The following is a 25,970-nucleotide window of genomic DNA, read 5'->3' as shown; positions in this document are numbered from 1 at the left end:
ATGTGGGCCTGCTGGCGCGACGGTACCTGCTACGACCCCGCCACCCACCAAGCCAACAACAAGATCAACACTGCCGCCGAGGAGCCCCTGGCGGCATAGGGGTTGACTCAGGAAACTCATGCCGCCCCCCTCCCCTCGAAGACCTCGTCGCGCCGGCTGCCGGTGGAACGCACCACGTAACCCAGCCGGACCCGGATCACGTTCTCCTCGCTCTCCACGTCCAGCGCCACCACCTCCATCAGGTCGCCCAGCCAGCGTTGGAGCGACGCCTGCGTCGACAGCTCGACGGTGGCGGCCAGTTCGGGGCTGTTGGGCGCGAACACCAGGTCCAGCAGGCCGCAGCCGAAGTCGGGCCGCATCACCCGCTCGCCTGGGCTGGTGAAGAGCAACTGTTCGACCAGATCGCGGACATGGGCGTCGTGCCCGGCGTGCGCGGTGCGCCCCCGCCGGTCGACGCGGAACGGGAAGGCGACGTCGTGCCGGGGACCCCTGGCGGCGCTCATCGGCACTCCGCCCCCCGCCGTCCGCCGGGCACCACGGTGGGCGGGCCCTGCGGCGCCAGGTCCGCGCCGTAGCACTGGCCGGCGGCGCCGGCGAGCACCACGGCCGCCCCGCCGACCCGCACGCCCCCCGGTCCCGGGTCGGCCCAGCGCACCGTGCGGCAGGGACGCGGCACCCCGTTCACCGTCCACGGGCAGCCGCTGACGGCCAGGGTCTCCGCGACGGTGAGCACCGCCGCGCCGGCCACCCGCACCGCGTGCGGCCGCTCGGGGCCGGGCAGCACCCGGCCGCCGTGCGGGCAGCGCACCGTGCTCGCCGAACTGAGCACCTCACGGGCCGCGTTCGCCCGCCTCCCCGTGCTCGACTGATACGTCACGACTTCTCCCCTTCGCCTGGCCGGTCGAACACGGCCTATCGGTTCCCCGGCACGGTGAGCTGCCCCTCGTTGATCTCCACCCGGTCGCCGACCAGCCGGATGGAGGCGCCCGCGTTGTTGCTGATGACCACGCCTCGTTCATCGATCCGGACATACGCCCCACCCGGCGCCTGGAGCGTGATCCCCTCGCCGCCCGGCACGTCCGACATCAGCAGCCGGTGGCCGCCGGCCGTGCGCACCACCACCGGCCGTCCGCCCGGCTGCTCGGCGCGCGCCTCCGGCGGCAGCTCGTCCCGGTGCCCGTACCAGCATCCGGTCCACACCGGGAAGCTGGGGTCGCCCTGTTCGAACTCCACCCACACCCCGGCGTCCACCTCGGGCACCACGAACTGGCCCGCCTCCCGGCCGGTGAACGGCAGGCAGGGCAAGGCCCAGGTGGACGGCACGTTCCCCAGCACGTCCGGCACCTCGGCGGTGATCCGGCCGATGCCGAGCGGGTCGGCGTTGTCCACCACCCGGCCGCGGAACTTGCCGAGAAAGCGGTTGTTCGATGCTGCCGCCATGCCAGGTCGCTCCCGTGGTCTCGTCGGTCGTGCGGTCTGGTCGCCTTGTCGTTCCTCACGGCCGCACGGTGTCGCCGCGCGCGATCAGCCCCTCGCGGGACAGGGTGAAGTTCTGCCGGAACGAGCCGGGGGCGAGGTTGTGGGTGACGGACTTGACGTAGTAGTCGCCGTCGTACGTGGCACCCGCCCCCCGGACCCCGACCAGTTCACGCGGGCGCAGCAGATAGCCGTGCCGGTGGACGTCGAGGCTGCCGGAGCCGGAGATCACGTCGGCGGAGACCGCCGCCCGCGCCAGTGCCTCGGCCTCCGCCTGCGCCACGTCCTTCTTCGCGGTGCCGGTCAGCCGGTTGCGCCGCAACGCCGGGCTGGCGCGACGCCCCAGCGGGGGGCGCAGCGGGTCGATGTCCGGCTGCGCCAGCAGCCGGGAGCGCCGCGTCGCCGGGTCCTGCACCCGGGCCTGCGGCTCCTCGCGCGCCGTGCCGTCGTAGGCGAAGGTCAACTGGTCAACTGTCGAGTTGGCGTCCATGTTGACGTTCAACGCGTGCTGCCGCTGGCCCAGTCGCTTCTCCGGCCCCCAGTAGGCCGTCGAACGCCCCGGGGCCGGCCCCGGATCCAGATAGAAGGTAAAGCCGTTGGCCTGGGCCAGCTCGGTCACATACTGGAGGTCGGTACCGGTCTGGTAGTCCACCCGCAGCTCCTGCCGGGGTGGCTGGGGGATGTGCTCGCGGTAGACGTCGGACGCGATGCCGTACTCCGCGTACTGCGCCAGGATGCGTGAGACCCGCTGCGAGGGCGCGAGGTTGGGGAAGCGGTCGGTGCGCTCCTCCAGGTCCATCAGCAGCGTCAGGTCCTCGCCGGTGAGCGTGAGCGTCGACTGGCCAGGACGGTTGCTGGAACCGACCTCCTGACGGACGATCAACCCGTCCAGCAGCACCCGGGGCGTCCCCTTCACGGAGGCGGTGACGACCACCCGGGTCTTCGGGTCGAAGAACCCCTCGGGCAGCAACCGCCGGGAGAGCGCGCCGTTCTTCGACAGGTCGAACGCCAACTGGAAGCCGCTGCGTTCGCCCGCGGTCGTGGTGATCTGCGCGGACAGCAGCGCCTCGGCCACCTCGCCCGGCACCGGGCGCACCAGCCTCGGCCCCATGTGCAGGGTCAGATGGACGGGCCCCCGCCCGATCGGCTCGTCAGGCACGGCCGCTCCCCGGGGTGTGCGGGAAGGCGCCCGGCACCGGGATCTCGATCTCCCGGCCCGGCTCGGCCGTCAACTCCCGGGGGTCCAGCGCCGGGTTGGCGTCGGCGATGCGCCACCACTGGTCGGCGGCGCCGAAGTAGCGCTGCCCGAGATGGTCGAGCCGCTCCCCCGCCCCGACGGTGTGCGCCTCGGTCGCCCCGCCGTCCGCGTCCGTGCCCCTGTCCGTGTCAGTGTCCGTGGCCAGTGGGGGGAGCAGCCTCCTCTTGGTGTAACGGACCTCGGTGCCGTCGGGCCGGACATGGGTCCCGATCTCGGCGTCGTGGTGGCGGCTCGACGGCGGGTAGGGATGCGCCCCCGGCAGCGAGTCCAGCGCCCGCGCGGACGGATCAACGGACATGGCCCACCCCTCCCCCGCGAACGGCCAGCCCCGCCAGCCGTTCCTTCTGCGCCAGATGCGCCAGATAGAGCTCGGACCCGCGGTGCTCGACCGGCAGATCGCTGACGGAGAGCACCTTGAGTCCGATGTTGAGCGAGGCCCGCATCGGGTTGAGGTTGACGTCGAAGTGCGACTCGCTGATGCCCAGTTCGGTCAGCCGCACCGGCAGCACCCGTTTGCTCCCCCAACTGAAGAGCGTGAGCGGCATCTCGATCGGGGTGATCTCGATGGTCCCCTTCCTGCTCTCCCGGATCGCGGCCCGTAACTGGGCGGTCGTCGGATGCACCAGCATCTCCAGCGCGGCCAACTGCGGATGGATCCCGTCCGGCGTCGGCACCTCGAGCTGGTCCGTGGAGTCGATCTCGGCGGTGAACGTCCATGTCTCCTCGGCGGGCCCCTTCAACCGCAGCGCCTCGTTCCGGTCCCCCTCCCCCTCACCGCCCTCCCCGGCGGCCTGCGGCGCCAGCGACCGCTCCAGGGTCTCCGGGTTGAACTGCAACACGATGACCCGCCGCGGGGTGCCACGCTCGGGATCCACGATGACGATGGCGGACCGGACGGGTTGGGGGATGTTGCCGTATCGGGTCATGAGTCACCAACTTCGAGCGACAGGAAGGCCAACAAGAACGGGATGTCACCCATCGCCGTCCACCGCTTCATGCAGAGCTGCGAGAAAATCGGCTTTCGGATATTCCGCATCAGCCGGCCAGGAAGCAACATACTGCTCAAGGTCACTGCGGTGAGCGGCGAGATGCCAATTCGCAAGAGAAAGTGCTGCCTCCATCGAGATCTTCCCGTGTCCGGCCTTCATCACACGCGCCAACACCGCGCCGACATCCGTCCCCTCGGCCTGCTCGAGTGCACGTATGGCTGGCATCCGCTGTTCTTCGCTTCGCGTTTCGTCCAGAAGAACCTCCGCGAACGCGTCAAGGATCTCCTGTCTGAAGGGAGCCTCGTCAACGATCAGAGAAAACGCAGCCCGCGTGGCCGACTCGATGAGATTGGGGGTCAGCGCACGGCGAAGCACAGCAGAGACCAAGAGCACGTCATCGCGGCTTCGAAGATCCGCCAGATAGGTCATCACAAGCAGCGCACTCGCATGATTCGCGGCGTCTTCACTCGCACCCGTCTCACTACTTGAGCAGGGCGAACCCGCAAGTACGGTTCTTGCTCTCTCTAAAATTTCACCCTCGTGCACCTCGTAGGGATTTCGCCCACCGAAACGCCTCATGGATTCAGCACGGTCGTAATGATCGAATGCGACACCAAGAGCGACGGGATCGCCACTCCGAAGTAGCGTGACGAAGTCATCTTCGCCTTCCTGCCCCCAAGCCAACCTGTAACGCGCTTCCCAGAGGCGTTCATCACCGACCTCGGCCTCCTTCCAGTAGTAAGAGTCGAAGGGTGTCCTCATCTCCCGTACCTCACTTCGACAATCGCGGCAGCGGGAATCTCACCTTGGATCAGGATCTCCTGCGTCCGCATGACATCCTGCAAGCCCTGCCGCGCCTTGTCCCCCGTCGGGTTGGCAAGACCCCATTTTCGTTGCCCTTCCACTCTCCTGAGGTCAAATATCCTGGACGCCTCAACGTGAATGAGGTCGATCTTCGCCCACCCGTCCTCACCACCAAGCGCCTCTCCTTCCGCGTTCGTGAGGCCACTCGCCGGAACCGCCGTCGTGGATATGAAGGGCGAGTTTTTGCGTCCCGTACTTCTGTTCTCGGGCGCCCCCTCGACATGCTCTTTTATCGTGGCCTCCCGAGACGACTTCTTACCCTTCCCTTTCCCTCTGCCCTTACCCTTACCTCCTTCCGCCCAAGCCGACGGGAGAATCCCCACACCACCCGACAGCTTCCCACCCTGTCCCACCGTGGGCGTTTTCGGCTTGTCAAAGCTATTCAAGTTTCTCTCCACGAATCGCGGCACGAAGTTACCGATAGCATCTTTCACGAACCGCTGCCCCTGCCAGATGTATTCCTGCTGCACCCCCTTCTCCCCCATTTCAGAGTCGCTCATGTCCGAGACGAACTGCCCTACTGCGACACGGTTGGAAACACCGCCACCCGTGGGGTGGTCCAGATACAGGATGACGGTCTGCGGAAAACTGGCCTGCGGAGTGTTACGGAGTTTCGCCGTACTCTGATCCCATCCCAGCCTCCAAGTGTTGTCACGATCCCTCACACTGACCTTCGCCGCAGACTTTGCGACCCTCGTGTCCTGCCCGCCGCGACTCCCCAACCCTTGTGAAGTCACTGAAAGGTCGAGCTTGTGCTCACCGAGCACTTCCCTCATTATTTTTTCGGCATCCGCCATAATATCCCGCAGCTCGCCGAATTCTGTGAAATGATTCCCGAGCCGCGACTGGATATCCTTGACGACTTTATGCTCACCACCGAGCGGCAGGGTCTCGAACTCCCCGCGAGTCACAAGGCCTTCGGGATTGAGGTGAGCGACAATACTGAAGTCGTCCGCACCTGCCATCGACAGCGTGGTTAAGCGGTGCAGCCGCCTCAGTCCGTCCAGCACCACGCGCAACGGGCGCTCGCCCACTCCCTTGTTCAGCAGGCTGAGGATCGATGGCTTGATTCTCGCGATGATTTTTCTCAGCCGGTCCGCCTTCGACTGTGTCGAGTTCTCCCGCCTCTCGCGCTCGTCCCTCCGACGCCGCCGCTGCTCTTCGCGACCGCGCCGCTGTCGCCTCAGCTGGTCGCGGCGGTCGCGGTAGGCGTCGCGGGTGCGTGTGGCGCGTTTGTCGAGGTCCTTGGCCGTCCTGCTCCCGCGGTTGTCACGGCCCAGGGCGCGCTTCGCGCGACGGTTGCGGGCGAGAGCGGCCTTGGTGGTCTGTTTGGCGCGCCGGTGGGAGCGGGTCGCCGGAGCGGGCTTCCGCTGCGGCGGCCTCGGCTTCCGGGGCGGGCGGTCGGCGCGCCGCTCGTCGTCCCGCCGGTCGTCGTCGCGCCGGTCCGGATCGTCCTCCCGCCCGCGGTCGCGGTCGTCCTCGCCGCGACGGTCGCTCGTCGTCGTGGTGGCGGCCGGCGGGGGCGGGGGCCGGGTGTTCTGGCGGTCGGCCTGGTCGGACTGCTGGTTGGCGGCGTTGACCTCGGCGCCGGCGGCGCGGCGTTCGTCGTTGTCCGGCTGGTCGGGCGACTTGTCGCGCAGACCGCGCGCCACGCCCCGGAGGCGGTCGGCGACCCGGCCCACGTACTTGCCGATGCCGCTGAGCAACGCCTGGTAGATCAGCTCAAGCAGCGCGACGATGCCGGCGGCGACGGCCTTGGCGAAGGGGCGAGCGGCGTTGCCGCCCTTGACGGCCTTGAAGAAGTCGAGGACCAGGCCGAACGCGCGCAGGATCTCGCCCAGCGCGCCGATCGCCGCCTGGATGGCGTCGATGATGGCCAGCACCCAGCCCGCGCCGGGGATCAGCTTGGCGACGACCTTGGTGATGACCAACTCACCGATGATCAGGGGAAGTTGCGGAAGAATCGCGGCCCATGCCTCGGCGACGATCTCCTCCCTGGACATGCCGCCGGAGAGCAGGAGCTCGAAGGTCTCCTGGTCCAGGCCGAGAACCTCCTGGATCTTCTGGTTGAACCACTCCTTGACCGCCGCCTGGGTCTCCGTGAAGAGGTGGTCGCGGGAGCCGGTGTGGGCGGCGCTCGCCGCGTTGCCCAGCCAGCCGCCGGGGTCGGAGATGATGTCGACGGCGACGGCCATCCACTCGCCCAGGCCCTGGAGCAGGCCCCTCGCGAAGTCCATCACCGCGTTCAGGGCGCCCTTGACCAACGCGACGGCGGCTTCCAGCCCTCGGGCGAGGGCGTCGAGCAGTCCGCTGAGCGCCGAGGTGATCGCGTCGAGCAGGGCGTTGACGGCGTCCCTGAGCATCGACGCCAGCTCGTTGATCAGGGCGATCGCCGCGTTGACCAGGCCGACGACGAAGTCCCTGACGCTGGCGGCGATCTCCTGGATCGCGGCGAGGAGGGTGCGGCCGAGTTCGACGATGAACTCCACGAACGCCTGGAACGTCTCGACGATGAACTCGCGGGCCTCGTCTATCAGTCGGGTGACCGCCTCGACGAACCCCTCGACGATGGAGACGATGGCGTCGCGGGCGGCGCGGAACGCCTCCAGGATGGCGTTCTTGATCTCGTTGAAGAGGTCGACGATGGCGTCGACCGCGTCGGCGACCCAGTTGCCGGACTCCCGTTCGGCCCGCTCCTTCTCCTTGGCGGGCTTCTCGTTGGCGGTCGTCTCCTCGGTCTCGATCGCCTCCCGTTCCTCGGTCTCGGCGTCCTCGACCTCCTGGTCGGTCTGCTCCTCGCGTTCCGCGACCTCGGTGCGGACCGCTTCGTGCCGCTCGCTCTTCCGACCCCGGGTGGCGGCGAGTTCGGCGTCCTGTTCCTCGCGCCAGCGGGCGCGGGAGGCGGTGACCTCGGTCCTGGCGGCCTCGCGTTCCGCGGTCTGGCGTGCGCTGTTGGTCTCGATCTCGGTCTGGACGTCGCGTTCGTGGCGCTGTTGCGACTCGCGGAAGCCGGTCTCCTTGGCCTCCCGCTCGGTGGCCATGGCGGTCTGCCCCTTGGCGAAACCGGCCCTGATCTCCGGTCCGCGCTCGTGCTCGGCGACCTCGGAGAGCGCCTCGGGCGGAACCTCGCCCCCCGCCGGGCCGCTTCCTCCGCCCCGGGGCCCGGGGCCGCCCGGCGCGGAGGGGGCCCTGCCGGAGAGCGTCTCCTGGGGAACGTCGGGGTAGATCTGGTCCTCGCCGAGGTTCTGCTGGGAGTCCTCGGCTCCCTCGGCCTGGAGCCGGTCGCCCCGCTCGTCGAGGTTGGCGCCCTGGTCGCCGGCCAACCCCTCCGTCTCACCCGCGAGTTCGACTCCGGGCGCCGTCCCGAGGTCGGCCTGCGCCAGGGCCTCGTCGGCGTCGGGAAGGTCGAGGAAGTGTTGCAGGACACCGTCGGTGTCGATGATGTCGTCCTCGTAACCGACCAGGTTGCCGAGGTAGTTGACCACCTTCGCGCCGGTGGTTATGAGGCCGGCGCCGATCATCTGGCCGGTGGACAACTCCATGTCCTCGCCCGGGAGTTCACCGTCCGGGTCAGGCGCCTCGCTGCCCTCGACCTCGGCGTCCTCCCGCTGGGGGTCCTCGGTCGTCGCGACGTCGTCGCCGGTGTAGTCGACGGGCGCTTCGGTGTCCGGGGCTCCGTGCCGGGTCTCCGGGGAGCCGGCGGGGCGCTCGGTGCTCGGTGGGGCGTCCGCGAGGGCTTGCCGCTCCTGGCCGACGCTGTTGCCGACGGCCCGCCCCACGCCGTCCATCGCTTCGAGGGCGGCGTGCGGACGCAGCCCGGCGGCGGTGGAGAGGCCGGTCTCGGGGTCGGTCGTGGCGAGCCGGGGGGCGCTCCGCTCCTTCTTTCGCCGCTTGGCGCCGGTCGACCGGGTGCCCCTGCCGCCGCCGGAGGCGGGGGGTGCCGCCGGGCCCGGGGGCGCGCTGGCGGCGCGGCTGGTCCGCCGGGTCGGGCCCGGTGCCGGCGCCTCCTCGCCGTCGTCGCGGGCGGCGCCGGGGCGGCGGCCCTCGACGGGCGTCGCGGGGTCGGCGCTCCCGCCGGGTTCGGCGGCGGGGGTCGCGGTGGGCGAGGGGGCGGCGCCCTCAGTGGGGGGCGCGGTGCGGGGGGCGGGCGCGGGCGAGGCGAGGCGGGCGGTGCCCGCCCCGCCGAGGGCGCGGCTCTGGGCCTCGGCGGTGTCGGCGCGCTCCGGAACTCGTTCGGCCTCGGGTTCCGGCTCGGGTGCGACGGCGGGTTCGACGGCCGGCTCAGGGTCCTCGGCGTCCTGCTCCGGGTCCCGCGCGACGGGCGCGGTCGCCGGTTCCGCGGCGTCCGCCGGGTCGGGAACGGTCGGGTCCCCGGCGGGCCCGGCGGCGTCGGCGGGTTCGGGCTCCGGGACGGGGCCGGTCTCCGGGGCGGGGCCGACGTCCTGCTCGACCGACTGCCCGGCGGCCGGCTCAGAGCCGGCGCCCTCCGGCGGGTCGCCGGCGGTCGCCGCGCTCGCCTCGGCCGGCGGTTCGTCCTGGGCCTCGGCGGCGGCGGCCGGGTCGGTCGCCGCCTCCCGTTCGCGTTCCTCCCGCACCTGCTCGGCCCTGGTGGGCGGCGGCGCGGGGAACGTCGGCGTGGAGTCTTCCGGGCTGGCGCCCGGGGTCAGTTCGTCGGCGGTGGGGACGGCGGAGACGTCGAGGTCGGTGGCGGGCAGGAAGTCGTCCGGCCGGAGCTCCGTGTTCCAGGCGCTGTCCGGGTCGAGTTCGGCGTCCTCGTCGTCCTGTTCGGTCGCGGTGGCGCCGTCCGCGCTCGGGTCGAGGCCCAAAGGTTCGACGTCGGGGTCCGGCTCGTCGTGGGACGCGTCGCGGTCCCGTGCGAGCGGTGGGTCGGCAGCGTCCTCGTCGACGGCCTCGGGCTGTGCGACGGACTCGGAGTCCCGCTGCCGGTCCTCGGGCTCCGGCGCCGGCTCGTCCTCGGCGCGCTCGTCCCTGGTGCGCCGGTCGGCGCGGGACTCCTTCTCCTGCCGGGCGTCGTTGCGGTCCTCCTCGTCCCGGGCCCCGGACGCCTCGGCCTCGCGCTGGTTCTGCCGGGCCTGCCGGTCCGCGCCCGAGGCGCCGGCCGCCGGGGTGCGCGCGGGCGTGGGCGCCGGCGCACGTTCCTCGGAAGCGCGCTCCTCGTCGGTCTCCTCCCCGGCGCGTTCCTCCTCCGCCGGGGGCCTCCCTGGCCGCCGGCGCCGTTCGTCGACGGGGTGCGCGCGGTCGTAGCGCCGCCGCTCGCGGTCCAGCAACTCCAGCACGTCGGGGATGGCCTCGGGCGCGCCGGCGGTCCTGAAGTCCCGGGGGACGGTGCCGGCGGCCTCCTCGGCGAGGTCGAGCAGCCGGTCGTGCTGGTGGGCGGTCAGCTGGGGCTCCAGCCGGTCGAGGACCGAGTCCTGCAGCTCCGGCGCCATGCGGCCCAGCTGCTCCCTGACCCGGCCGGAGGCGTCGGCGGGATCGCCGCGCAGCGAGCGCAGCACCCCCTTGGCCAGCCGGTCCGCCAACGTCGCCGGGTCGAGTCGTTCGGTCCTGGCGCGGTCCGCGTCCACGGTGGCGTAGCGCAGCCAGCCGGGGGTGGCCCGGCCGGTGGCGACGTCCGGGGCGGACTCCCCCAGGGCCGGGGCGTGTCGCTCGTCGGTGAGCTGGCGGGCGGCGGACTCGGCCTCGCGTTCGACGGGCTGCGGCGCGAGACTCACCGCGCCGAGCTCGCGTCCGGCGCGCAGGGTGCCCAGACCGTGCGGGTTCTGAACGGTGTGCAGCACCTCGTGGGCCAGCAGGCGTCGGCCCTCGGCGGTGCCCGGCAGATAGGCGCCCTCGCGGAAGAGGATGTCCTGCCCGACCGCCACCGCGTCGGCGCCCAGCAGCGCGGCGAGCGTGCCCGCCTCGCGGTCGGTGTGCAGCCGCACCCGGCTCAGGTCGTGGCCAAGCCGCTCCTCCCACTCCCGGCGCACGCCCGGGTCCAGGGGCTGCCCGGCGCCGCTGACGACGTTCTTCGGCTCGGGGGCGCGGGCTCCGTCGGTGTTCTTCCGGTCGCGTCGTCCGCGGCGCTCGGTGGACCTGCCGCGGCGGGGCTCGGGCGCCGAGGCGCGCGTGCCGCTCATGGGCGCCCCCGTTCCGGCCCGTGCGAGGGCGCGGAGAGTCCCGTCAGCCCGTCGTGCACGGCGCGGGCCAGCGCCCGGCCGAGGCGCGTCGGCGAGCTGGTCGCGGGCAGCGGCGGCAGGTCGGAGAGTGCGTCGGCCGAGAGGTCCTCCACGGCGGTCGGGATGCCCCGTTCGTCCAGCAGGCGGGTCAACTCCCCCTGGAACGCGGCCGACAGCAGGTCGCGGTCCAGTCTCCGGTCGAAGCCGGTCAGGACGAGTTCGTCGATCTCCAGCCGGATCGTGTCCCGCGCCGGGGCGGCGGGCGGCGGCGTCCGCGGCGTTCCGGCGTCGGTCGCCGGGACGGGCGGGCGCGGCAGGTCGCGGGGCGTCTCGTTCAGACCCATCCGTTGACCTCCGAGGGGGTCAGGGCACGTTCGAGCTTCAGGTACTCGGTGCGGGCGGCGGCCAGCAGATGACGCATCTGGAGGCGGTCGCCCTCCTCGGCGGCGAGGAAGGCGGCGGAGAGCGCGATGTTGCGGATCGAGCCCCCGGCGACGGTGAGTTGGGCGAGCAGGGCGGGGTCGACGCCCTTGGTCGGGGTCTGCGGCGGCAGCACCCGGCGCCAGATCTCGGCGCGTTCCGGCTCGGCGGGGAACGGGAAGTCGACGACGAAGCGGATGCGCCGCATGAACGCCGGGTCCAGTGCCTTCTTCATGTTGGTGGTCAGCACGGCCAGTCCCCGGTACGCCTCCATCCGCATCAGCAGATAGCTCACCTCGAGGTTGGCGTAGCGGTCGTGGCTGTCCCTGACCTCGCTGCGCTTGCCGAAGAGCGCGTCGGCCTCGTCGAAGAGCAGCAGCGCGCCGCCCCGTTCGGCCGCGTCGAAGACCCTGCGCAGGTTCTTCTCGGTCTCACCGATGTACTTGCTGACCACCTGGGACAGGTCGATGACGAAGAGGTCGAGTCCCAGCTCCCCGGCCAGAGTCTCGGCGGCCAGTGTCTTGCCGGTGCCCGAACCCCCGGCGAACAGGGCGGTGACGCCGAGCCCCCGGCGCAGCGTCCGGGAGAAGCCCCACTCGCGGTAGACCGTCGAACGCTGTCTGACGTGCGCGACGATCTCCCTCAGGATGGCGAACTGTCGTTCGGGGAGCACCAGATCGTCCCAGTCGGCGACCGGTTCGACGCGCCGGCCCAGCTCGTCGAGGCCGAATCTGGCCTCGGCCAGACCGGCGCGCCAGAGCAGTTCGGCAAGTCGGGGATGTCCGGCGGGTTCTTCCCCACCGTCCCGGGGCAACTCCGCGCGCACCGTGTGGGCAGCCGCCTCGATGACGTGCGGCGGCAGCCGGAACTGGTCGACCACCGCGCCCAGCCCCGCGTCGTCCACGCCGGGCACCCCGTCCAACGCGGCCCGCCAGAGGGTCAGTTGTTCCTCCTCGCCGAGCGGCGGAACGGTGACCCGCCGGCCCCTGGGCCGCTCGGTTCCGCGGGGCGCCTCGCCGGAGACCACCAGCGGAACGCCGACGCCCGCGACGAACGCGTCGACGGCCGATGCCTGTTCCGGGTGTTCCCGCGCGTCGGCCTCCAGCAGCAGGGCGGCGGGCAGCAGGATCGCCTCGCGCTGCCAGAGCCGGGAGAACCTGTCGCGTTCGGCCGGGTCGGTCGGCAGGTCGGAGGCCGCCATGCGGTAGAGCGCGAGCCCCGTGCGGTCGGCCGCGGTCGCGGCGATGTCGGCCCGGTCGCGCGCGTCGCCGCCGACCAGCTCCACCCGGCCCCCGGCATCCGGGCGCCGCGTCGTCCAGCCGGCGGCCACCCGGTCGGCGGCGCGGCCGTAGGAGTCGGGCAGGCGCGGGGGCACGGCGACGCGGAGCAGGGTGCCGTGCAGCCGGGCGTCCAGGTAGGGCGAGCCGACGAGGAAGTGCAGTATCCGCTCGTCGATGCGCAGCCTGGAGGTGGTCAGTCGGGTGGGGTCGTCGAGTGCGACGAGTTGCCAGCGGCGCAGCGGGGAGACGGGGGTGAGGGCGCTCCAGTGCGGTTCCGGCAGTGCGGCCAGGGCGAGCGAGAACGTGGGGTGGCGGCGGTCGGGGTCGCCGCCGGCCGCGGCGCAGCGGCTCGCCGTGCCGGGGTCGAGTTCGGCCGCGGCGGTGAGCAGGAGCACCTCGCGCTCGAAGGCGCTGAGACCGAAGCAGGTGGTCAGGGCGTCCAGGGTGGCCGGGGCGTGCTCCAGCGGCTCGGCGGCGCGAGCCCCGACCCCGGGGGCGCCGGCGTCGGAGGCCAGTCGGTCGAGCCGGCCGAGGACGGTCCGCAGGGCGTGGGCGAGCGCGGTTCCGTCGTCCGCTTCGCGCTCCCCTCGTCGCCGCCTCCGCTGTCGCCGGTCGCCGTGCCGGTCGTCGTCGTGCGCTGCGTTCATCGCTGCCCTCCCCTCGCGTTCCGTCGCGCGTTACGGGCGCGCGTCAACTCGACTGCTCCCTCGGGCCGTTGGCGTCCCCGTCCGGCTTGTCCCGCTCGGCGGCCCGCGGCGCCGTCCCCCGGGGCGTGCCCTTCCGGGCGGCGGTCTTCCTGTCCGTGGTCTTCTTCGCCGTGGTCTTCTTCGCCGTGGTCTTCTTCGCCGCCGTCTTCTTGGCCGTGGTCTTCCTGGCCGCCGTCTTGCCCGCCGCCTTCGCCCTGGCGGTGGGCTTCCCGGCCGTCCCGGCCGCACCCGCCGTCCCGGCCGCCCCTCCGGAGGCCGGCGCGTCGGACGCGTCGGACGCGTCGGCGGCCCGCCCGCCCCGGGCGCCCGCAGGGGGTGCGTCGGCGGGCGGGCGCGGTGGCGGGGGCGTCACCCGCTCCACGGTCACGCGGCGTTCGCGCACCGGCGGGGCCGGGGTGGGGCGCTCGCGGCCCTCGATCAGCACCAGCGACCCCTGGTACGCGACCGACAGGGCGTAGGGCGTCTGGTGGAGCATCCCCCAGAGCCTGTTGGTCTCCTCGATGTCCAGTTGGATCGGGGTGAACCGCACCCGCTGGGGCGACTCCGCGAAGTCGCTGCCGGCCAGTTGCGGCAGCTCGCCGGCCGCCGTGATCACGTCGGACGGGAGGACGGGGATCTCGTGCAGCACCCGGGTGACGGCGCCGATCAGTCGCTCGCCGACCAGTTCGGTCTCCTCCCCGTAGGCGGTGATCAGGTAGTTGAGGTCCACGGCCGCCGCCGGGCGCCGGACGAGGGTGCCGTCGGCGGCGCGGGTCGGCAGGTCGTCGTTGCGGCGGGCGGCGCTGGGCACGACCTGGTAGAGGAAGACGGTGATCGTCGGCTCGGTCGGCGGGTCGGCGGGCGGACGGCGGGGCTCGACATGCACCGCGATGTCGATCTCGGGCTGGAGGTTGTTGGCGATCAGCAGCGTCAGGGCCTGCGTGACATGCGCGATCGCGAGCGCGTTGCTCATCTCGTCACTTCCTCATCTCCCCTTCGCGGCCCCGGGACCCGCCGGCGAGAAAGTCCCGGAGGGACACCGTCGGTGCCGCCCTGCCGGCGGCGGCGCCGTCGCCGTCCCGGCGGGCGGCGGCGCGGGGCGGCGGCGCGGCGTTGACCTCGAGCCGGCCGATCCGCACCCGCACGACCCGCTCGGGCGGCCGCGCGCTCCTGCGCGCGGCGGCGGCCCGCAGCGCGTCCGCCGGCGCGGGCGAGGCCCGCGCGGCGGGTGGACGGGCCGGCGGCGCCGACGGCACCGGCGCCCGCCGGACCGCCGGGCCGCCGGGCGGGGCCCCGGCCGCCCGCGCCGGTGCGGCCTCCGCCCGGCCGGCCGGCTCGGCCGGCGCCGGCGCGGCGGCCCGGCGCGGCACCACCGGGGCGACGCGCGCGGCCCGCTCCCCCGGCGCCGCCGCCCGGGGGCGGCCCGCCTCGGCCGGTCCTGGCGCGGGCCCCGGGGCGGGGGCGGCGCGCTCCACCGTGTGGTGCTCGGTCCTGGTCTCGCGCGTCGCGGGCCGCCCGGGGAACGCCCGGTCCCGGGCCCGCTCCGGTGTCGACGGGAACGGAACGGGCCCGGGGCGACCCGGGGGGTCGAGCGCCCCCGGGTCGGCCCGCAGCGACTCGACGCGTTCGAACGGACCGGGCAGCCGGGGCCGCACCCGGGGGACGCGCGTCGGCGCCACGGGCGTGTGTCGGGCGAGCAGCCGGTCGAAGTGGTCGGCGGGGCCGGTGGGTTCTGGTCGGTCAGGCATCGGCGCACAGCTCCAGGTAGTAGCGCCGCCGCAGCGGGCTGAGCGCGAGGATGGACGACTCGCTCCAGCCATAGGCCAGGGCCAGCAGATGAACGTCGAGCAGCAGGTCGCGGGCCCAGGAGTCGAGTTCCGTCCACAGGTGGGAGGCGATGTCGAGGGCGGCCGGGGTGGTCGCGCCGCACTCGGGGCAGGTGATCTTCAACGTCAGGTCGGCGCCGGGGTCCGCCCGTTCCGCCGCCTCGGCGAGCCGGCGGACGAGCGGTTCCGGCAGCGGTTCCGGGAGCTCCTCGACGGGCCGCGGCTCGCCGTCACGCCACGCCGCCGTGACGCAGCGGGCGGCCAGCAGCCGGCGGGCCTCCGCCGCGTCGGCTGCCGTGTCGGCCACCGCGCCCAGGTCGGCGACGGTGGGCACCCGGTACTCCAGCTCCCAGCCGTCGTGGGCCACCCGCGCCGGCGCCCGCGACGGCTGCGGCGGTGTGCTCAACTGGAGCGCGTCGAGGTCGAACTCGACGACCTCGCCGCAGGCCCCGCACTCGGTCACCACCCGCATGGTGGCGCCGAAGAGCGCGGCCCGCAGCGCGTACAGGTCGCGTTCCCGCGCGCCGACCGGGGCGGCCATCAGCTCCTCGGTGCCGGCCGTGGGGCGCGCGGCGTGGTGCAGCGTCAGGGCGCGCGCCCGGTCGTGCTGGGCGAGCCCCGTCTCCCAGAGGGCCAGCAGCTCGGTCGTGTCCAGTGGGACCTCCCCCTCTCCCGTCGCCGTCGGCCGGGCGCCGACCGCCCGTCCGTCTCGCCGCCCCTCGGCGACCGCCCGTTCAGGCGGGGTGGGTGAAGGAGGGCTCGACCGGTTCCGGCACCTCGTAGTCCCGCTCCCAGCCCTCGCACTCCACCTTCAGGCTCTGGATGGCGACCGCGTTGGCGTTGGCGTCCAGCTCGCCGAGCACCTGGTACTCGCTGGGCCAGGCGCGGTAGAGCCGGTGGGAGACCGCGACCTGGCCGGCCTCGTTGAGGACCTGGATCACGATGTTCTTGCGGAAGTCGGCCAGCGAGCTCTCGGCGCCGAGCCCGGCGCCGATCTGCCAGACCTTGTTGGCCCAGCGGTCGAACTCCGGGTCGTGGGTGACGCCGCGCTCCAGGGTGACGCCCTCGAACTCGGAGCGGCCGGGCGACAGCCGGGGCGAGCTGGGGTCGCCGCCGTGGCGGTGCTTGACGACCTCCGTGGTGCGCTTCAGCGCGCTGATCTTGCTGACGCCGGCGACCGTTCGACCGTCCCACAGGACCAGGAACTTGAAGTTCTTGTAGGGGTCGAAGCGATGGGCGTTTACCTGGAACTCTGCCATCGGATTCCCTCGGTTCCTCGTGTTGGCGGTACGCGGCGGCCGGTCAGAGCTGGAACTGGCCGGCGAGTTGCTGGAGTCGCACGATCACGAACTCCGCCGGCCGGACCGGGGCGATTCCCACCACGACGTTGACGATGCCCGCCTCGATGTCGGCGCCGGTGGTGGTCTCCGCGTCACACTTGACGAAATACGACTGGCGCGGCGTGTTCCCCTTGAAAGCGCCCCGCTGGAACAGGTCCTGGAGATAGGCCGAGACGTTCAGCCTGATCTGCTGCCACAACTGCTCGTCGTTCGGCTCGAAGACGACCCACCTCAGCCCCCGGTGCAGGCTCTCCTCCACGTGGAGCGCGAGGCGGCGGACCGGCGCGTACGTCCACTCGCTGCCGCCGGCGTCGGTGCCGGCCAGGGTCCGCGCGCCCCACACGACGGACCCGACCAGCGGAACGGTCCGCAGGCAGTTGACGCCCAGCGGGTTGAGCAGGCCGTTCTCCCGGTCGGACAGCCGCACGGCCAGGGAGTTGACCCCGGCGAGCACCGCTTCCGTGCCGGCCGCCGCCTTCCACACCCCGCGTTCGGCGTCGGTGCGGGCGTACACCCCGGCGACCGCGCCGGAGGGCGGGAACGAGCGGAGCCGCCCGGTGAGCGGGTCGGTGAGCCGCACCTGCGGGAAGTAGAGGGCGGCGTGGTCGCCCCGGACGGAGTCGAAGGCCCCGATGCCGGCGCGGGCCGCCTCGACGCTGCCCCAGGCGGCGGGCGCGTCGGCGAGCAGGAAGATCCGCCGTTCCTCGCAGAGGAGTTGGGCGGCGGAGAGCACGGTGACGATGTCATCGACGGAGTCGTAGCCGGCGAGCTCCGGCAGCGCCAGCAGGTTGACGTCGTCGACGTCCCGCAGCGCCTGGAGGCCGGTGCCGCCGCTGCCGATCAGGTCGCGGGGGCCGGGCGGGTCGCCGTCCTCGCCGCCGGTGAGCGCGAAGACCGGCGGGTTGACCGAGGCTTCCAGGCCCAGGTCGTTGGCGCACTCCCCGACGAAGCGCACCACATCCGCCGGGTCGGTGGAGCCGGCGACGGTCTGGAGCCGCTGGCCGAACGGGATCACCTCGGCCCCCGCGAAGGCCCGCCTGCCGGGGGCGTCCGGCAGGGCACGCAGCTTGCGTTCCAGCAGCAGCGCCAACTGGGTGACGGTGGCGGGGGGTTCGCCGTCGCGGCGCGGGTCGAAGAGGGTGAACTCGCGCTCGACATCGCCGATCTTGACGGTGAGTTCCACCGCGAGGTCCGGCAGCCGCTTGGCGAACGGCTTGGAGACGGTGCCCGAGGGGTCGGGCCGGTCCTCGTCCAGGGCCTCGACGGCGACCAGCGCGGAGCCGTCGTTGACCACGGTCGGCGCGTAGCGGCCGTGACCGGGGTCGAGGGAGACCCCGGTGAAGTACTCGCGCGGGCTGTCCCCGTGCAGCACCCGGAGGTTGAACGTCTCGTCGGGCTCGCCGGTGTCGTAGTCGACCGCCACCCGCAGGCGCGAACCCCAGGCGCCCGGCTCCTTGGCGCGGACCCGCAGCGCGGGGCACTCGCTCTTGCCCTCGGTGGAGTCGAGGGTGACCTCCGCCTCCCTGCCGGTGCCGTCTTTGGCGACGCGCACGATCACGGCGACGGAGCCGCCGTTGCCGAAGAACTGGTGCACGGCGTAGCTGACGTCGCTCCTGGCGGTGAGGCCGCCGAAGCGGCGCTCGTAGTCGGCGAAGCTGGTCACCCGCACCGGGCGGTTCAGCGGCCCGCGCCTGGTGTGCCCGACGAAGGCGGTCGTCGAGGTGGTGACGGCGGTGATGGTACGGACGTTGCTGGGAATCTCCTCGACATACACACCGGGATAGCTCGGCGTCGTCGGCATTCCCCCTCCAATCCCTTGAGCCCTTTTCCGCGTCACCGCACGGGCGACGGATGGATTTTCGAGCAGGGGAGGAAGGGGCGACCACCAGAAAAGTGACGCCCTTGACCAACCGCTGTGACTTCCCCCCCGGGTTGTCACGCCCTGATTTCTCGCGGCACTCAGGGCCGTGTCCGGAAACCGGTTATCAAAACGCTGGTAAAAGACTTCCCCCACCACCCCCGCACAGCAAGCGCAGTTCTGGCCATTCGCCCGCCGCCTTTCCGGCCGGCGCGGAGAACGCCGCCCGCGCCCGCCTCACGAAGTGTCCCCCCAGATGGACCGCGTGTGACGGCGCCGGCGGCGCGCGCGGGGTCGCCCGGGAGGCGCGCCGCGCCCCGCCCCCGCCGCCGCTCCTCGGCACCGGGCTGTCGCGGCTGGCCAGCGGCCCGCGCCCCGGGCGGGCGCGCGCGTCGCCCGCCAGAAGCGGCCGAACGCACCCGGTGTCCGGATATCACCCCTACCGGCCGTTCGCCCGACTCCGCCCGGCTGTAGGCGACGTCACCGGCGCACCCGCCGGGACCGGCGCCTGGTGCGTACGCACCAGACCCGCCGCGCCGCTGGTCCCCGCGCACCAGCGGAAGACGGCGACGACGCACGATGCCCCGCCGCGCCCCGGACGGAAGTCTGGAAGGCGCGCGGATCTCGCGCCTCGCTTCCCTCAGGTGTCTGGAGTGATCTACAGGTGGCGACATTTCTTTACCGGATCGGACGGTGGGCCTTCCGGCGGCGCCGGCTCGTGGGCGGCCTCTGGCTGGGGGCCCTCGTGGTGGCCGTCCTCGCCGCCGCCGTGGCGCCGGCCGGGGAGGAGGAGGACCTCTCCATGCCCGGCACCGAGTCCCAGGAGGCGTTCGACCTGCTGGACGAGCGTTTCCCCGAGAGCAACGCGCAGGGCGCCGAGGCCCGCGTCGTCTTCCGCGCCCCCGACGGGCAGCGGGTGACGGCCGCGGAGCACCGGGCCGTCGTCGAGGAGACGCTGGACGCGCTCGGCGCGGGCGAGCAGGTCGCCTCGACCACCGACCCGTACACGACCGGCGCCGTCAGCGAGGACGGCACCATCGCCTACTCCACGGTCGCCTACGACGTGGACGCCCTCGACCTGACCGACGCGTCCAGGAACGCCCTCGGCGAGGCCGCCGACCGGGCGGGGGAGGCCGGGCTGACCGTCGAGGTGGGCGGGTCCGCCCTGGACTCCGAGGAGGAGCCGGGCGGCACCACGGAGATCATCGGCGTCGCGGTGGCGGCCGTCGTGCTGGTCGTCGCCCTCGGGTCGGTGGTCGCGGCCGGGCTGTCGCTGCTGACCGCGCTCGTGGGCGTGGCCATCGCCTTCGGCCTGGTCTCCGCGCTGGCCGTCCCGCTGGGCCTGACGTCCACCGTCGCCATCCTGGCGCTGATGCTGGGGCTCGCGGTCGGCATCGACTACGCGCTGTTCATCACCTCCCGTTACCGGGACGAGCGCGCCCGGGGCCACGCGCCGGAGGAGGCCGCCGGACGCGCGGTCGGCACGGCCGGGTCCGCCGTCGTCTTCGCCGGCGCGACCGTCTTCATCGCCCTCGTCGGGCTCGGTGTCGTCGGCATCCCCGAGCTGACCAGGATGGGCATGGGCGGCGCGGGAGCCGTCGCGCTGGCCGTGCTCGTCGCGCTGACGCTGGTCCCGGCGCTCTTCGGCTCCTTCGGTGACCGGGTCCTCTCCCGCGCCGCCCGCCGCGGTGCCGGGCCCGAGCGGAACGCGCGCCCCGAGTCCGTGGCCGTCCGCGCCGACGGGCCGGGGCTCGGCACCCGCTGGGCGCGGCTGGTGCTGCGCCGGCCGGTGGCGGTGCTGCTGGTCGCCGGGCTCGGCCTCGGCGCCGTCGCCCTGCCCGCGTTCCAGCTCGAACTCGGCCTGCCGGGCGACGAGTCCAAGTCCGTGGAGACCACCGAACGCCGCGCCTACGACCTGCTCTCCGAGGGCTTCGGCCCGGGCTTCAACGGCCCCCTGACGGTGGTCGTCGACACCGCCGGGTCCGGGGAGACCCGGGCCACGACGGACCTGGTGGTCGAGACCGTGCGGGAGCTGGACGGGGTCGCCTCCGTCGGGGAACCGGTGCTCAGCGGCAACGAGGACACCGCCCTGCTGACCGCCGTCCCCGAGACGGCGCCGAACAGCGGCGAGACCAAGGAGCTGGTGAACGCCATCCGGGAGGCGGTCTCCGCCGTCGAGGCCGACACGGGTGCGAGCGTCCTGGTCACCGGCACGACCGCGATGAACATCGACATCTCCGAGGCGATGTCCGACGCGCTCCTGCCCTACCTGACCGTCGTCATCGGCCTCGCGGTACTGCTGCTGACCGTCGTCTTCCGCTCGGTACTGGTCCCGGTCAAGGCCGCGCTCGGCTTCCTGCTGTCGGTGGGCGCCGCGTTCGGGGTGCTCGTCGCCGTCTTCCAGTGGGGCTGGGCCGCCGACCTCGTCGGCATCGAGCAGACCGGGCCCGTGATGTCGCTGATGCCGATCCTCGTCATCGGGATCGTCTTCGGCCTCGCCATGGACTACGAGGTCTTCCTCCTGAGCCGGATGCGCGAGGCGTACGTGCACGGCGCGTCCCCCGACGAGGCGGTCGTGAGCGGCTTCCGGCACAGCGGGCGCGTGGTCGCCGCGGCGGCCGTCATCATGGTCAGCGTCTTCGCCGGGTTCATCGGGATGAGCAGCCCGACGATCCAGACGATGGGGGTCGGGCTGGCCGCGGCCGTCGCGTTCGACGCCTTCGTCGTCCGCATGGCGATCGCGCCCGCCGTCCTGGCGCTGCTGGGCCACCGCGCCTGGTGGATGCCCCGTATCCTGAGGCGCGTGCTGCCCAGTGTGGACATCGAGGGGGAGAGCCTGGACCGGCGGGCCCCGGCGCCCGCGACCGAAGCGGAGACGGCCGCGGCGCCGCTCCCCGTCGCCCGGCACCGGCGCTGAGCCGGGCGGCTGAGTCGGCCATGGGACGCGGAGAAGGCGGCGGCCACCGACCGCGCGGCACCCGGTGGCGCGAGGGCGGGGTCCTCGTGACGGCGTTCGTGCTCTGCCTCTTCGGCGGCGTGATCCACGTCGACGACACGCTGTCGGCGCCGCCGCTGACCGCCTACCTGGTCGCCGTGGCGTCCTGCGCCGTGCTCCCCGCACGGCGCCGGGCGCCGCTGGCGACCCTCGCGGCGACGACGGCGATCGGCGTGCTGGTGCCGCTTCTCGGGCTGCTGCTCAGCCCGCCGATCGTGGCGCCCGCCGTGATCGCCGCCTACGCGTACGCGCTCGCCGCGCCCACGGAACGGCGCGCGGCGGGCGCGGTCTCGCTCAGCGCGGCGGCGCTGCTGCTCGCCTCCACCCCGCTCTTCGGCGACCTCTCGTGGCAGGACGCCAGCCGGATGGGAACCATGGCGGCGGTCCCGCTGATGGCCGGCGTGCTCGGCCGTTCGACCCGGAACCGCAGGGCCTACCTGACGGCCGTCCAGGAACGGGCCCTACGCGCCGAGGAGACCAGGGACAGCGAGGCCCGCCGCCGGGTGGACGAGGAACGGGTGCGCATCGCCCGCGAGTTGCACGACCTGGTGGCGCACCAGATCACCCTGGCCAACGCGCAGGCGTCGGTCGCCGCGCACCTCTTCGACACCCGCCCGGAGCAGACCCGCGCCAGCCTCGACGAGCTCGTCGAGACCACCAGCAACGCCCTGGACGAACTGCGCGCCACCGTCGGCCTGTTGCGCCGCACCGGCGACGCGGCGACGCCCGAGGAACCGGCGCCCGGACTCTCCCGGCTGCCCACCCTGCTGGAGTCCTTCCGCACCGCGGGCCTTGAGGTGGCGGTGCGACACGAGGGCACGGCCCGGCCGTTGCCTCCCGGGGTGGACCTCACGGCCTACCGCATCGCCCAGGAGGCCCTCACCAACGTGACCAAGCACGCCGGCACCGGCACCGCCCGACTCCGACTGGACTGGTCCCGCGACCAGTTGACCCTCACGGTCGCGGACGACGGCCCCGGAACCGTCCCGCCACCGGACCACACCCCCGGCTACGGCCTGATCGGGATGCGCGAACGCGCGACCGCCGTCGGCGGCCACCTGACCGCCGTCCACCGCCCGGAGGGCGGCTTCCTCGTCACCGCCCGCCTTCCCCTCCCCCCGGCCAGGGACGCCTCCCGCCCCCCGGGACCGCCCCCGCCGGCCGACGAGCCACCGGACGCCACGGCGTGACACGGGGCGTTCGCCCGACCCCCCGAGCGCAGCCGTCGGAGCTCCGGGGGCCGGCCGGGCCGCCGTCCGTACGGCGCTGACGCGGGGAGGCGGGGAGCCGCCGGCGGTTTCCCGCGCCCCCGGCGCCCGGGGCGGCCGGGCGCTCGCGTCGGCGCGTCGGCGCCTACGATGTCCGGCATGACCTCGCAGCCTCCAGGCCGGACCGGCGCCGGGTGTGTCCGGGTCCTCCTCGCCGACGACCAGGCCCTGCTGCGCGGGGCGTTCCGGCTGCTGCTGGACTCGGCCGAGGACATCGAGGTCGTCGGCGAGGCCGCCGACGGGCGCGAGGCGGTGCGGCTGACCCGTCAGCTGCGGCCGGACGTGGTGATCATGGACATCCGGATGCCCGAGATGGACGGGCTCGCCGCCACGACGGAGATCTGCGCGGACCCGGAGCTGCGCGACAGCCGCATCCTGGTCCTCACCACGTACGAGACGGACGAGTACGTCGCCCAGGCGCTGCGCGCGGGGGCCGGCGGCTTCATCGGCAAGGGCATCGGCGCGGAGGACCTGCTGGCCGCCGTGCGGACCATCGCCGACGGCGACACGCTGCTGTCGCCCGCCGCGACCCGTTCGCTCGTCTCCCGCTTCCTGGCCACGCCGGACCAGGCCCCGCCGCGCCAGCCGGAGCGGCTGGCCGCGCTCACCCCGCGCGAGCGGGAGATGGTGGCGCTGGTCGCGACGGGGCTGTCGAACCAGGAGATCGCGGAGCGGATGTTCCTCAGCCCGTTCACCGTCCGCGCCCACGTGCAGCGGGCCATGACGAAGCTGGAGGCCCGCGACCGGGCGCAGTTGGTCGTCATCGCCTACCGGACGGGCCTGGCCCGCGTCTCCCCCGACGAGGGGACCGGCCGCCCGTCGCGGTAGGCGGCGGGACCCGGCCGGTCAGCCCCGGGGCCGCGCGGACGCGCGCGCCAGCAGCACCGCGGGCACCGCGGCGAGGGCGAAGAGGCCGGCCGCCAGGGCGACATAGACGTGGACGCCGGTCGCCGAGCTGGCCGGCGCTCCGTCGGCGAGCGTGCCGGGCACCTGGCTCGCCTTGAGCACCTCTCCCCCGGCGAAGGTGAAGACGACCGAGCCGAGGGCGAGGACGACCGACACCAGGCCGGCGACCGTGCCCTGCCGCTCGGGTGTCGCGACGCCGGTCGCCATGTTGTAGCCGGAGGCGCCGATCGCGCCGGCGGCCATGCCGACCATGGCACCGCAGGCGATCGCCGTCGGCAGCGTGGAGACGCCCGCCAGCATCGCGAGGGTCGCCACGGTGCCGAGGCCGATGCCGGCGAGGAGCGGCAGCGCGGGCCCGTAGCGGCCGGCGGCCCAGCCGGCGAGGACGCCGCCGACGACGATGCCGGCGTTGGGTGTGGCCAGCAGGATCGAGACGGCGTCCCGGTCGCCGAGGCCGTAGCCGAGTCCGAGGTCGGGGGGAACCTGGGCGACGATGCTGACCAGTTGGAGGGTGGCCCGGAAGGAGCCGGCCGCCAGCACCAGGGCCAGCAGCGTCAGCAGGATCGGGCGGGTGAGGGCCCGCAGGTCGATGACGGGCTCGTCGACCCGCAGCGTGTGGAACGCCCAGCCCGCCAGCGCCGCGGCGCCCGCGAGCAGCAGCGCGACCATGCCGCCGGTCAGCCAGCCGAGGTCGCCGCCGAGGCTGATGTAGGCCAGCACCCCGCCGAGGCCGCCGCCGAGCAGGAGCGCCCCGGCCAGGTCGACCCGGCCGGTGCCGCGCACCGGGGACTCCGGGATGAACGCGCGCACGCACAGCGCCGCGACGGCGGCGAGCACCGCCGCCGCCATGAACACGCTGCGGGGCCCGAAGAGGTCGATCACCGGTTCCATCACGAACGGCTCGACGATGCCGATGACGGAGGAGCCGGAGGTGACGAGTCCGATGAGGGCCATCGCCACGCGCGGGGCGCAGATCTGGCGGGCGAGGGCGACGGTGAGGAAGACCGCGCCGAAGGCCGCGCCCTGGAGGAAGCGCCCCGCCAGGAAGACCCAGACGTTCGGCGCGGCGAAGCAGACCAGCGCCCCGGCGCAGGCCAGCACCAGCGTGCAGACGAGGACGCGTCGCCTGCCGTAGAGGTCGGAGCACTTGGCGAGGAGCGGCGACCAGATGGCGCCGGCCAGCATGGCGCTCGCGTTGAGCCAGGCGGCCTGGTCGGTGTCGAAGTGTTCGAGTAACTGCGGCAGGACCAGCATCGGGGAGCCGATCGCCACGTCGGCGAGGACGTTGGCGAGGGTCAGCACGGCCGCCCACCCGACGAGCCGCCTGCTCCAGCCCTCTTCCCGGGGCTCCGGGGCGAGGGGGGCGGGGTGTCGCGAGATCACTTTCACGGGGTGTTCTTCTCCAGCGCGTCGAGGGTGCGGGACCCGGCGGTCGGCCGGGCCGGGGCGGGGCGCCGCGCTCAGGGCTCGCCGGCTCCGGCGGCGCGCAGGGCCTCGTCGCGGGCGGCGATGTCCTCCCAGGTGGCGGGCACGATGCGGTCGCGTCCGCCGTGGACGCTGTCCTGGGCGAAGTCGACGTAGGGCCGTTGCCGCGTCTCGTACCGGGCGAACGCGAGGGCGTGGTCGCCGCCGGCGCGTTCGAGTTCCTCGGCGAGGAAGCGGGCGCCGGTGAGGGCGAGCGAGGTGCCGCGGCCGGAGAGGTAGGCCGCGCAGTAGCCGGCGTCGCCGACCAGGGCGGCGCGCCCCAGGTGCCAGGTGGGGAGGTGGATCTGGCCCGCGGGGGTGAGGAAGAAGTCGGGGTCGGCGTGGGCCGCGGCGAGGAGTTCGGGAATGCGCCAGGAGCGGTGGCCTTCGAACGCCTCGCGCAGGGCCCGCTTCTGACCTTCCGGATCGTGTCGGTCGAGGTCGGGGCGCTCGGAGCGGAACTGGAAGACGGCGACGGCCCCGCCCCCGTAGTGGAAGACGCCGGCCATCCGGCCGGGGACGTTGTGGATCAGGTTGGCGCCGCCGGTGCGGGGCTCGTCGGGGAGGGCGGCGAGGGCGAGATAGACCCCGAGGTGGCGCAGGTGCTTCTCCTCGGGGCCGAACAACAGGTCGCGGACGACCGAGTGTTGGCCGTCGGCGCCGATCACCAGGTCGTAGCGGCCGGTGTGGCCGGAGGCGAGGAGCACGTCGACGCCCCGCTCGCCCTCGACGTTCCCCAGGCTCCGGACGGCGTCGTCGAAGCGGAGCGTCACGCCGGCCGGGAGGGCGTCGGCGAGGACCCGCACGAGGTCGCCCCTGAGCAGCTCGATGTCGTCGTCGGAGTCGCTGACCTCGGACATCGGTATGCGGGCCACGGGGGTGCCGTCGGCGTCGACGAAGCGGACGGACTCGGACATCCGGACGCGGTGCCGTCGGACCTCTGCGAGCAGCCCCATCCGCTCCACGGCCTCGATCGCGTCGCCGCGGATGTCGATGGGCGTGCCGGTGACACGGAGTCGGGGGGCGTGTTCGACGACGGTGATGTCGTGGCCCCGGGTGCCGAGTTCGCGCGCGCAGGCGAGCCCGGCGACGCCGGCTCCGGAGACGAGGATCTTCACGGGTGCACTCCAGGGATCGAGGGGGCTTCGGGGAGACGAGAAAGCG

20 protein-coding genes are annotated in these 25,970 nt (G+C 73.5%); 3 read left to right on the top strand and 17 right to left on the bottom strand.

Features of this window, described 5'->3' with window-relative positions; translation table 11 throughout:
• Positions 1-116: 116 nt before the first annotated feature.
• From CRP51_RS16200 to CRP51_RS16130, 15 genes are all read right to left on the bottom strand, one after another.
• Entirely contained in the window at positions 117-503 is a 387-nt protein-coding gene (locus CRP51_RS16200; protein ID WP_097231910.1) for a GPW/gp25 family protein, read from the bottom strand.
• Positions 500-877, bottom strand: coding sequence for a hypothetical protein (locus tag CRP51_RS16195; protein WP_245880619.1), 378 nt, complete (start codon positions 875-877; stop codon positions 500-502). The genes CRP51_RS16200 and CRP51_RS16195 overlap by 4 nt, the downstream gene beginning before the upstream one ends.
• 35 nt (positions 878-912) lie before the next feature.
• Positions 913-1,440: a phage baseplate assembly protein V gene (locus CRP51_RS16190; RefSeq protein WP_097231908.1), complete on the bottom strand. Its 528-nt coding sequence runs from the start codon at positions 1,438-1,440 to the stop codon at positions 913-915.
• Between the two features lie 55 nt (positions 1,441-1,495).
• Entirely contained in the window at positions 1,496-2,635 is a 1,140-nt protein-coding gene (locus CRP51_RS16185) for a hypothetical protein (RefSeq protein ID WP_097231907.1), read from the bottom strand.
• A complete protein-coding gene (locus tag CRP51_RS16180) occupies positions 2,628-3,032 on the bottom strand; it encodes a LysM peptidoglycan-binding domain-containing protein (RefSeq protein ID WP_097231906.1) in 405 nt (134 codons plus the stop codon). Before CRP51_RS16180 ends, CRP51_RS16185 begins: the two co-directional genes overlap by 8 nt.
• A complete protein-coding gene (locus CRP51_RS16175) occupies positions 3,022-3,660 on the bottom strand; it encodes a hypothetical protein (protein ID WP_097231905.1) in 639 nt (212 codons plus the stop codon). The genes CRP51_RS16180 and CRP51_RS16175 overlap by 11 nt, the downstream gene beginning before the upstream one ends.
• Positions 3,661-3,705: 45 nt before the next feature.
• Positions 3,706-4,485 carry a hypothetical protein gene (locus tag CRP51_RS28520; RefSeq protein WP_141514616.1) on the bottom strand — a complete coding sequence of 260 codons (780 nt, stop codon included), beginning with the start codon at positions 4,483-4,485 and terminating at the stop codon, positions 3,706-3,708.
• Positions 4,482-10,724, bottom strand: coding sequence for an eCIS core domain-containing protein (locus CRP51_RS16165; RefSeq protein WP_097231903.1), 6,243 nt, complete (start codon positions 10,722-10,724; stop codon positions 4,482-4,484). The genes CRP51_RS28520 and CRP51_RS16165 overlap by 4 nt, the downstream gene beginning before the upstream one ends.
• Positions 10,721-11,107: a hypothetical protein gene (locus CRP51_RS16160; RefSeq protein WP_245880618.1), complete on the bottom strand. Its 387-nt coding sequence runs from the start codon at positions 11,105-11,107 to the stop codon at positions 10,721-10,723. Before CRP51_RS16160 ends, CRP51_RS16165 begins: the two co-directional genes overlap by 4 nt.
• Positions 11,098-13,110 (bottom strand): ATP-binding protein, encoded by a 2,013-nt coding sequence (locus CRP51_RS16155; RefSeq protein WP_097231902.1) that lies wholly within the window; start codon positions 13,108-13,110, stop codon positions 11,098-11,100. The genes CRP51_RS16160 and CRP51_RS16155 overlap by 10 nt, the downstream gene beginning before the upstream one ends.
• Before the next feature lie 43 nt (positions 13,111-13,153).
• Positions 13,154-14,122 (bottom strand): Pvc16 family protein, encoded by a 969-nt coding sequence (locus CRP51_RS16150; protein WP_097231901.1) that lies wholly within the window; start codon positions 14,120-14,122, stop codon positions 13,154-13,156.
• A 4-nt stretch (positions 14,123-14,126) separates the two neighbouring features.
• Positions 14,127-14,897 (bottom strand): hypothetical protein, encoded by a 771-nt coding sequence (locus CRP51_RS16145; RefSeq protein WP_097231900.1) that lies wholly within the window; start codon positions 14,895-14,897, stop codon positions 14,127-14,129.
• Positions 14,890-15,516 carry a T4 family baseplate hub assembly chaperone gene (locus tag CRP51_RS16140; RefSeq protein WP_245880617.1) on the bottom strand — a complete coding sequence of 209 codons (627 nt, stop codon included), beginning with the start codon at positions 15,514-15,516 and terminating at the stop codon, positions 14,890-14,892. Before CRP51_RS16140 ends, CRP51_RS16145 begins: the two co-directional genes overlap by 8 nt.
• Before the next feature lie 193 nt (positions 15,517-15,709).
• On the bottom strand, positions 15,710-16,234 hold the full coding sequence (locus CRP51_RS16135; RefSeq protein WP_097231898.1) for a phage tail protein: 525 nt from the start codon (positions 16,232-16,234) through the stop codon (positions 15,710-15,712).
• Positions 16,235-16,277: 43 nt separating this feature from the next.
• On the bottom strand, positions 16,278-18,116 hold the full coding sequence (locus tag CRP51_RS16130) for a phage tail sheath family protein (RefSeq protein WP_097231897.1): 1,839 nt from the start codon (positions 18,114-18,116) through the stop codon (positions 16,278-16,280).
• Positions 18,117-18,837: 721 nt separating this feature from the next.
• Here CRP51_RS16130 and CRP51_RS16125 point away from each other — a divergent pair.
• From CRP51_RS16125 to CRP51_RS16115, 3 genes are all read left to right on the top strand, one after another.
• Positions 18,838-21,090 (top strand): MMPL family transporter, encoded by a 2,253-nt coding sequence (locus CRP51_RS16125; RefSeq protein WP_097231896.1) that lies wholly within the window; start codon positions 18,838-18,840, stop codon positions 21,088-21,090.
• Between the two features lie 20 nt (positions 21,091-21,110).
• The gene (locus tag CRP51_RS16120; RefSeq protein WP_097231895.1) at positions 21,111-22,358 is read left to right on the top strand and encodes a sensor histidine kinase; all 1,248 of its coding nucleotides are present in this window, start codon (positions 21,111-21,113) and stop codon (positions 22,356-22,358) included.
• A 177-nt stretch (positions 22,359-22,535) separates the two neighbouring features.
• Positions 22,536-23,264: a response regulator transcription factor gene (locus CRP51_RS16115; protein WP_097231894.1), complete on the top strand. Its 729-nt coding sequence runs from the start codon at positions 22,536-22,538 to the stop codon at positions 23,262-23,264.
• An 18-nt stretch (positions 23,265-23,282) separates the two neighbouring features.
• Here the strand turns inward: CRP51_RS16115 and CRP51_RS16110 are convergent, their stop codons facing one another.
• Together CRP51_RS16110 and CRP51_RS16105 are read right to left on the bottom strand one after the other, a co-directional pair.
• Positions 23,283-24,731: an MFS transporter gene (locus tag CRP51_RS16110; RefSeq protein WP_245880616.1), complete on the bottom strand. Its 1,449-nt coding sequence runs from the start codon at positions 24,729-24,731 to the stop codon at positions 23,283-23,285.
• A 71-nt stretch (positions 24,732-24,802) separates the two neighbouring features.
• Complete coding sequence (locus tag CRP51_RS16105; RefSeq protein WP_097231893.1) at positions 24,803-25,924, bottom strand: FAD-dependent monooxygenase; 1,122 nt, start codon at positions 25,922-25,924, stop codon at positions 24,803-24,805.
• Positions 25,925-25,970 lie beyond the last annotated feature (46 nt).

The organism is Streptomyces zhaozhouensis (genome assembly GCF_900230195.1).
Lineage (GTDB): Bacteria > Actinomycetota > Actinomycetes > Streptomycetales > Streptomycetaceae > Streptomyces > Streptomyces zhaozhouensis.
The sequence above is the reverse complement of the archived record's forward strand: the minus strand, read 5'-3'. Positions and strand labels throughout refer to the sequence as shown.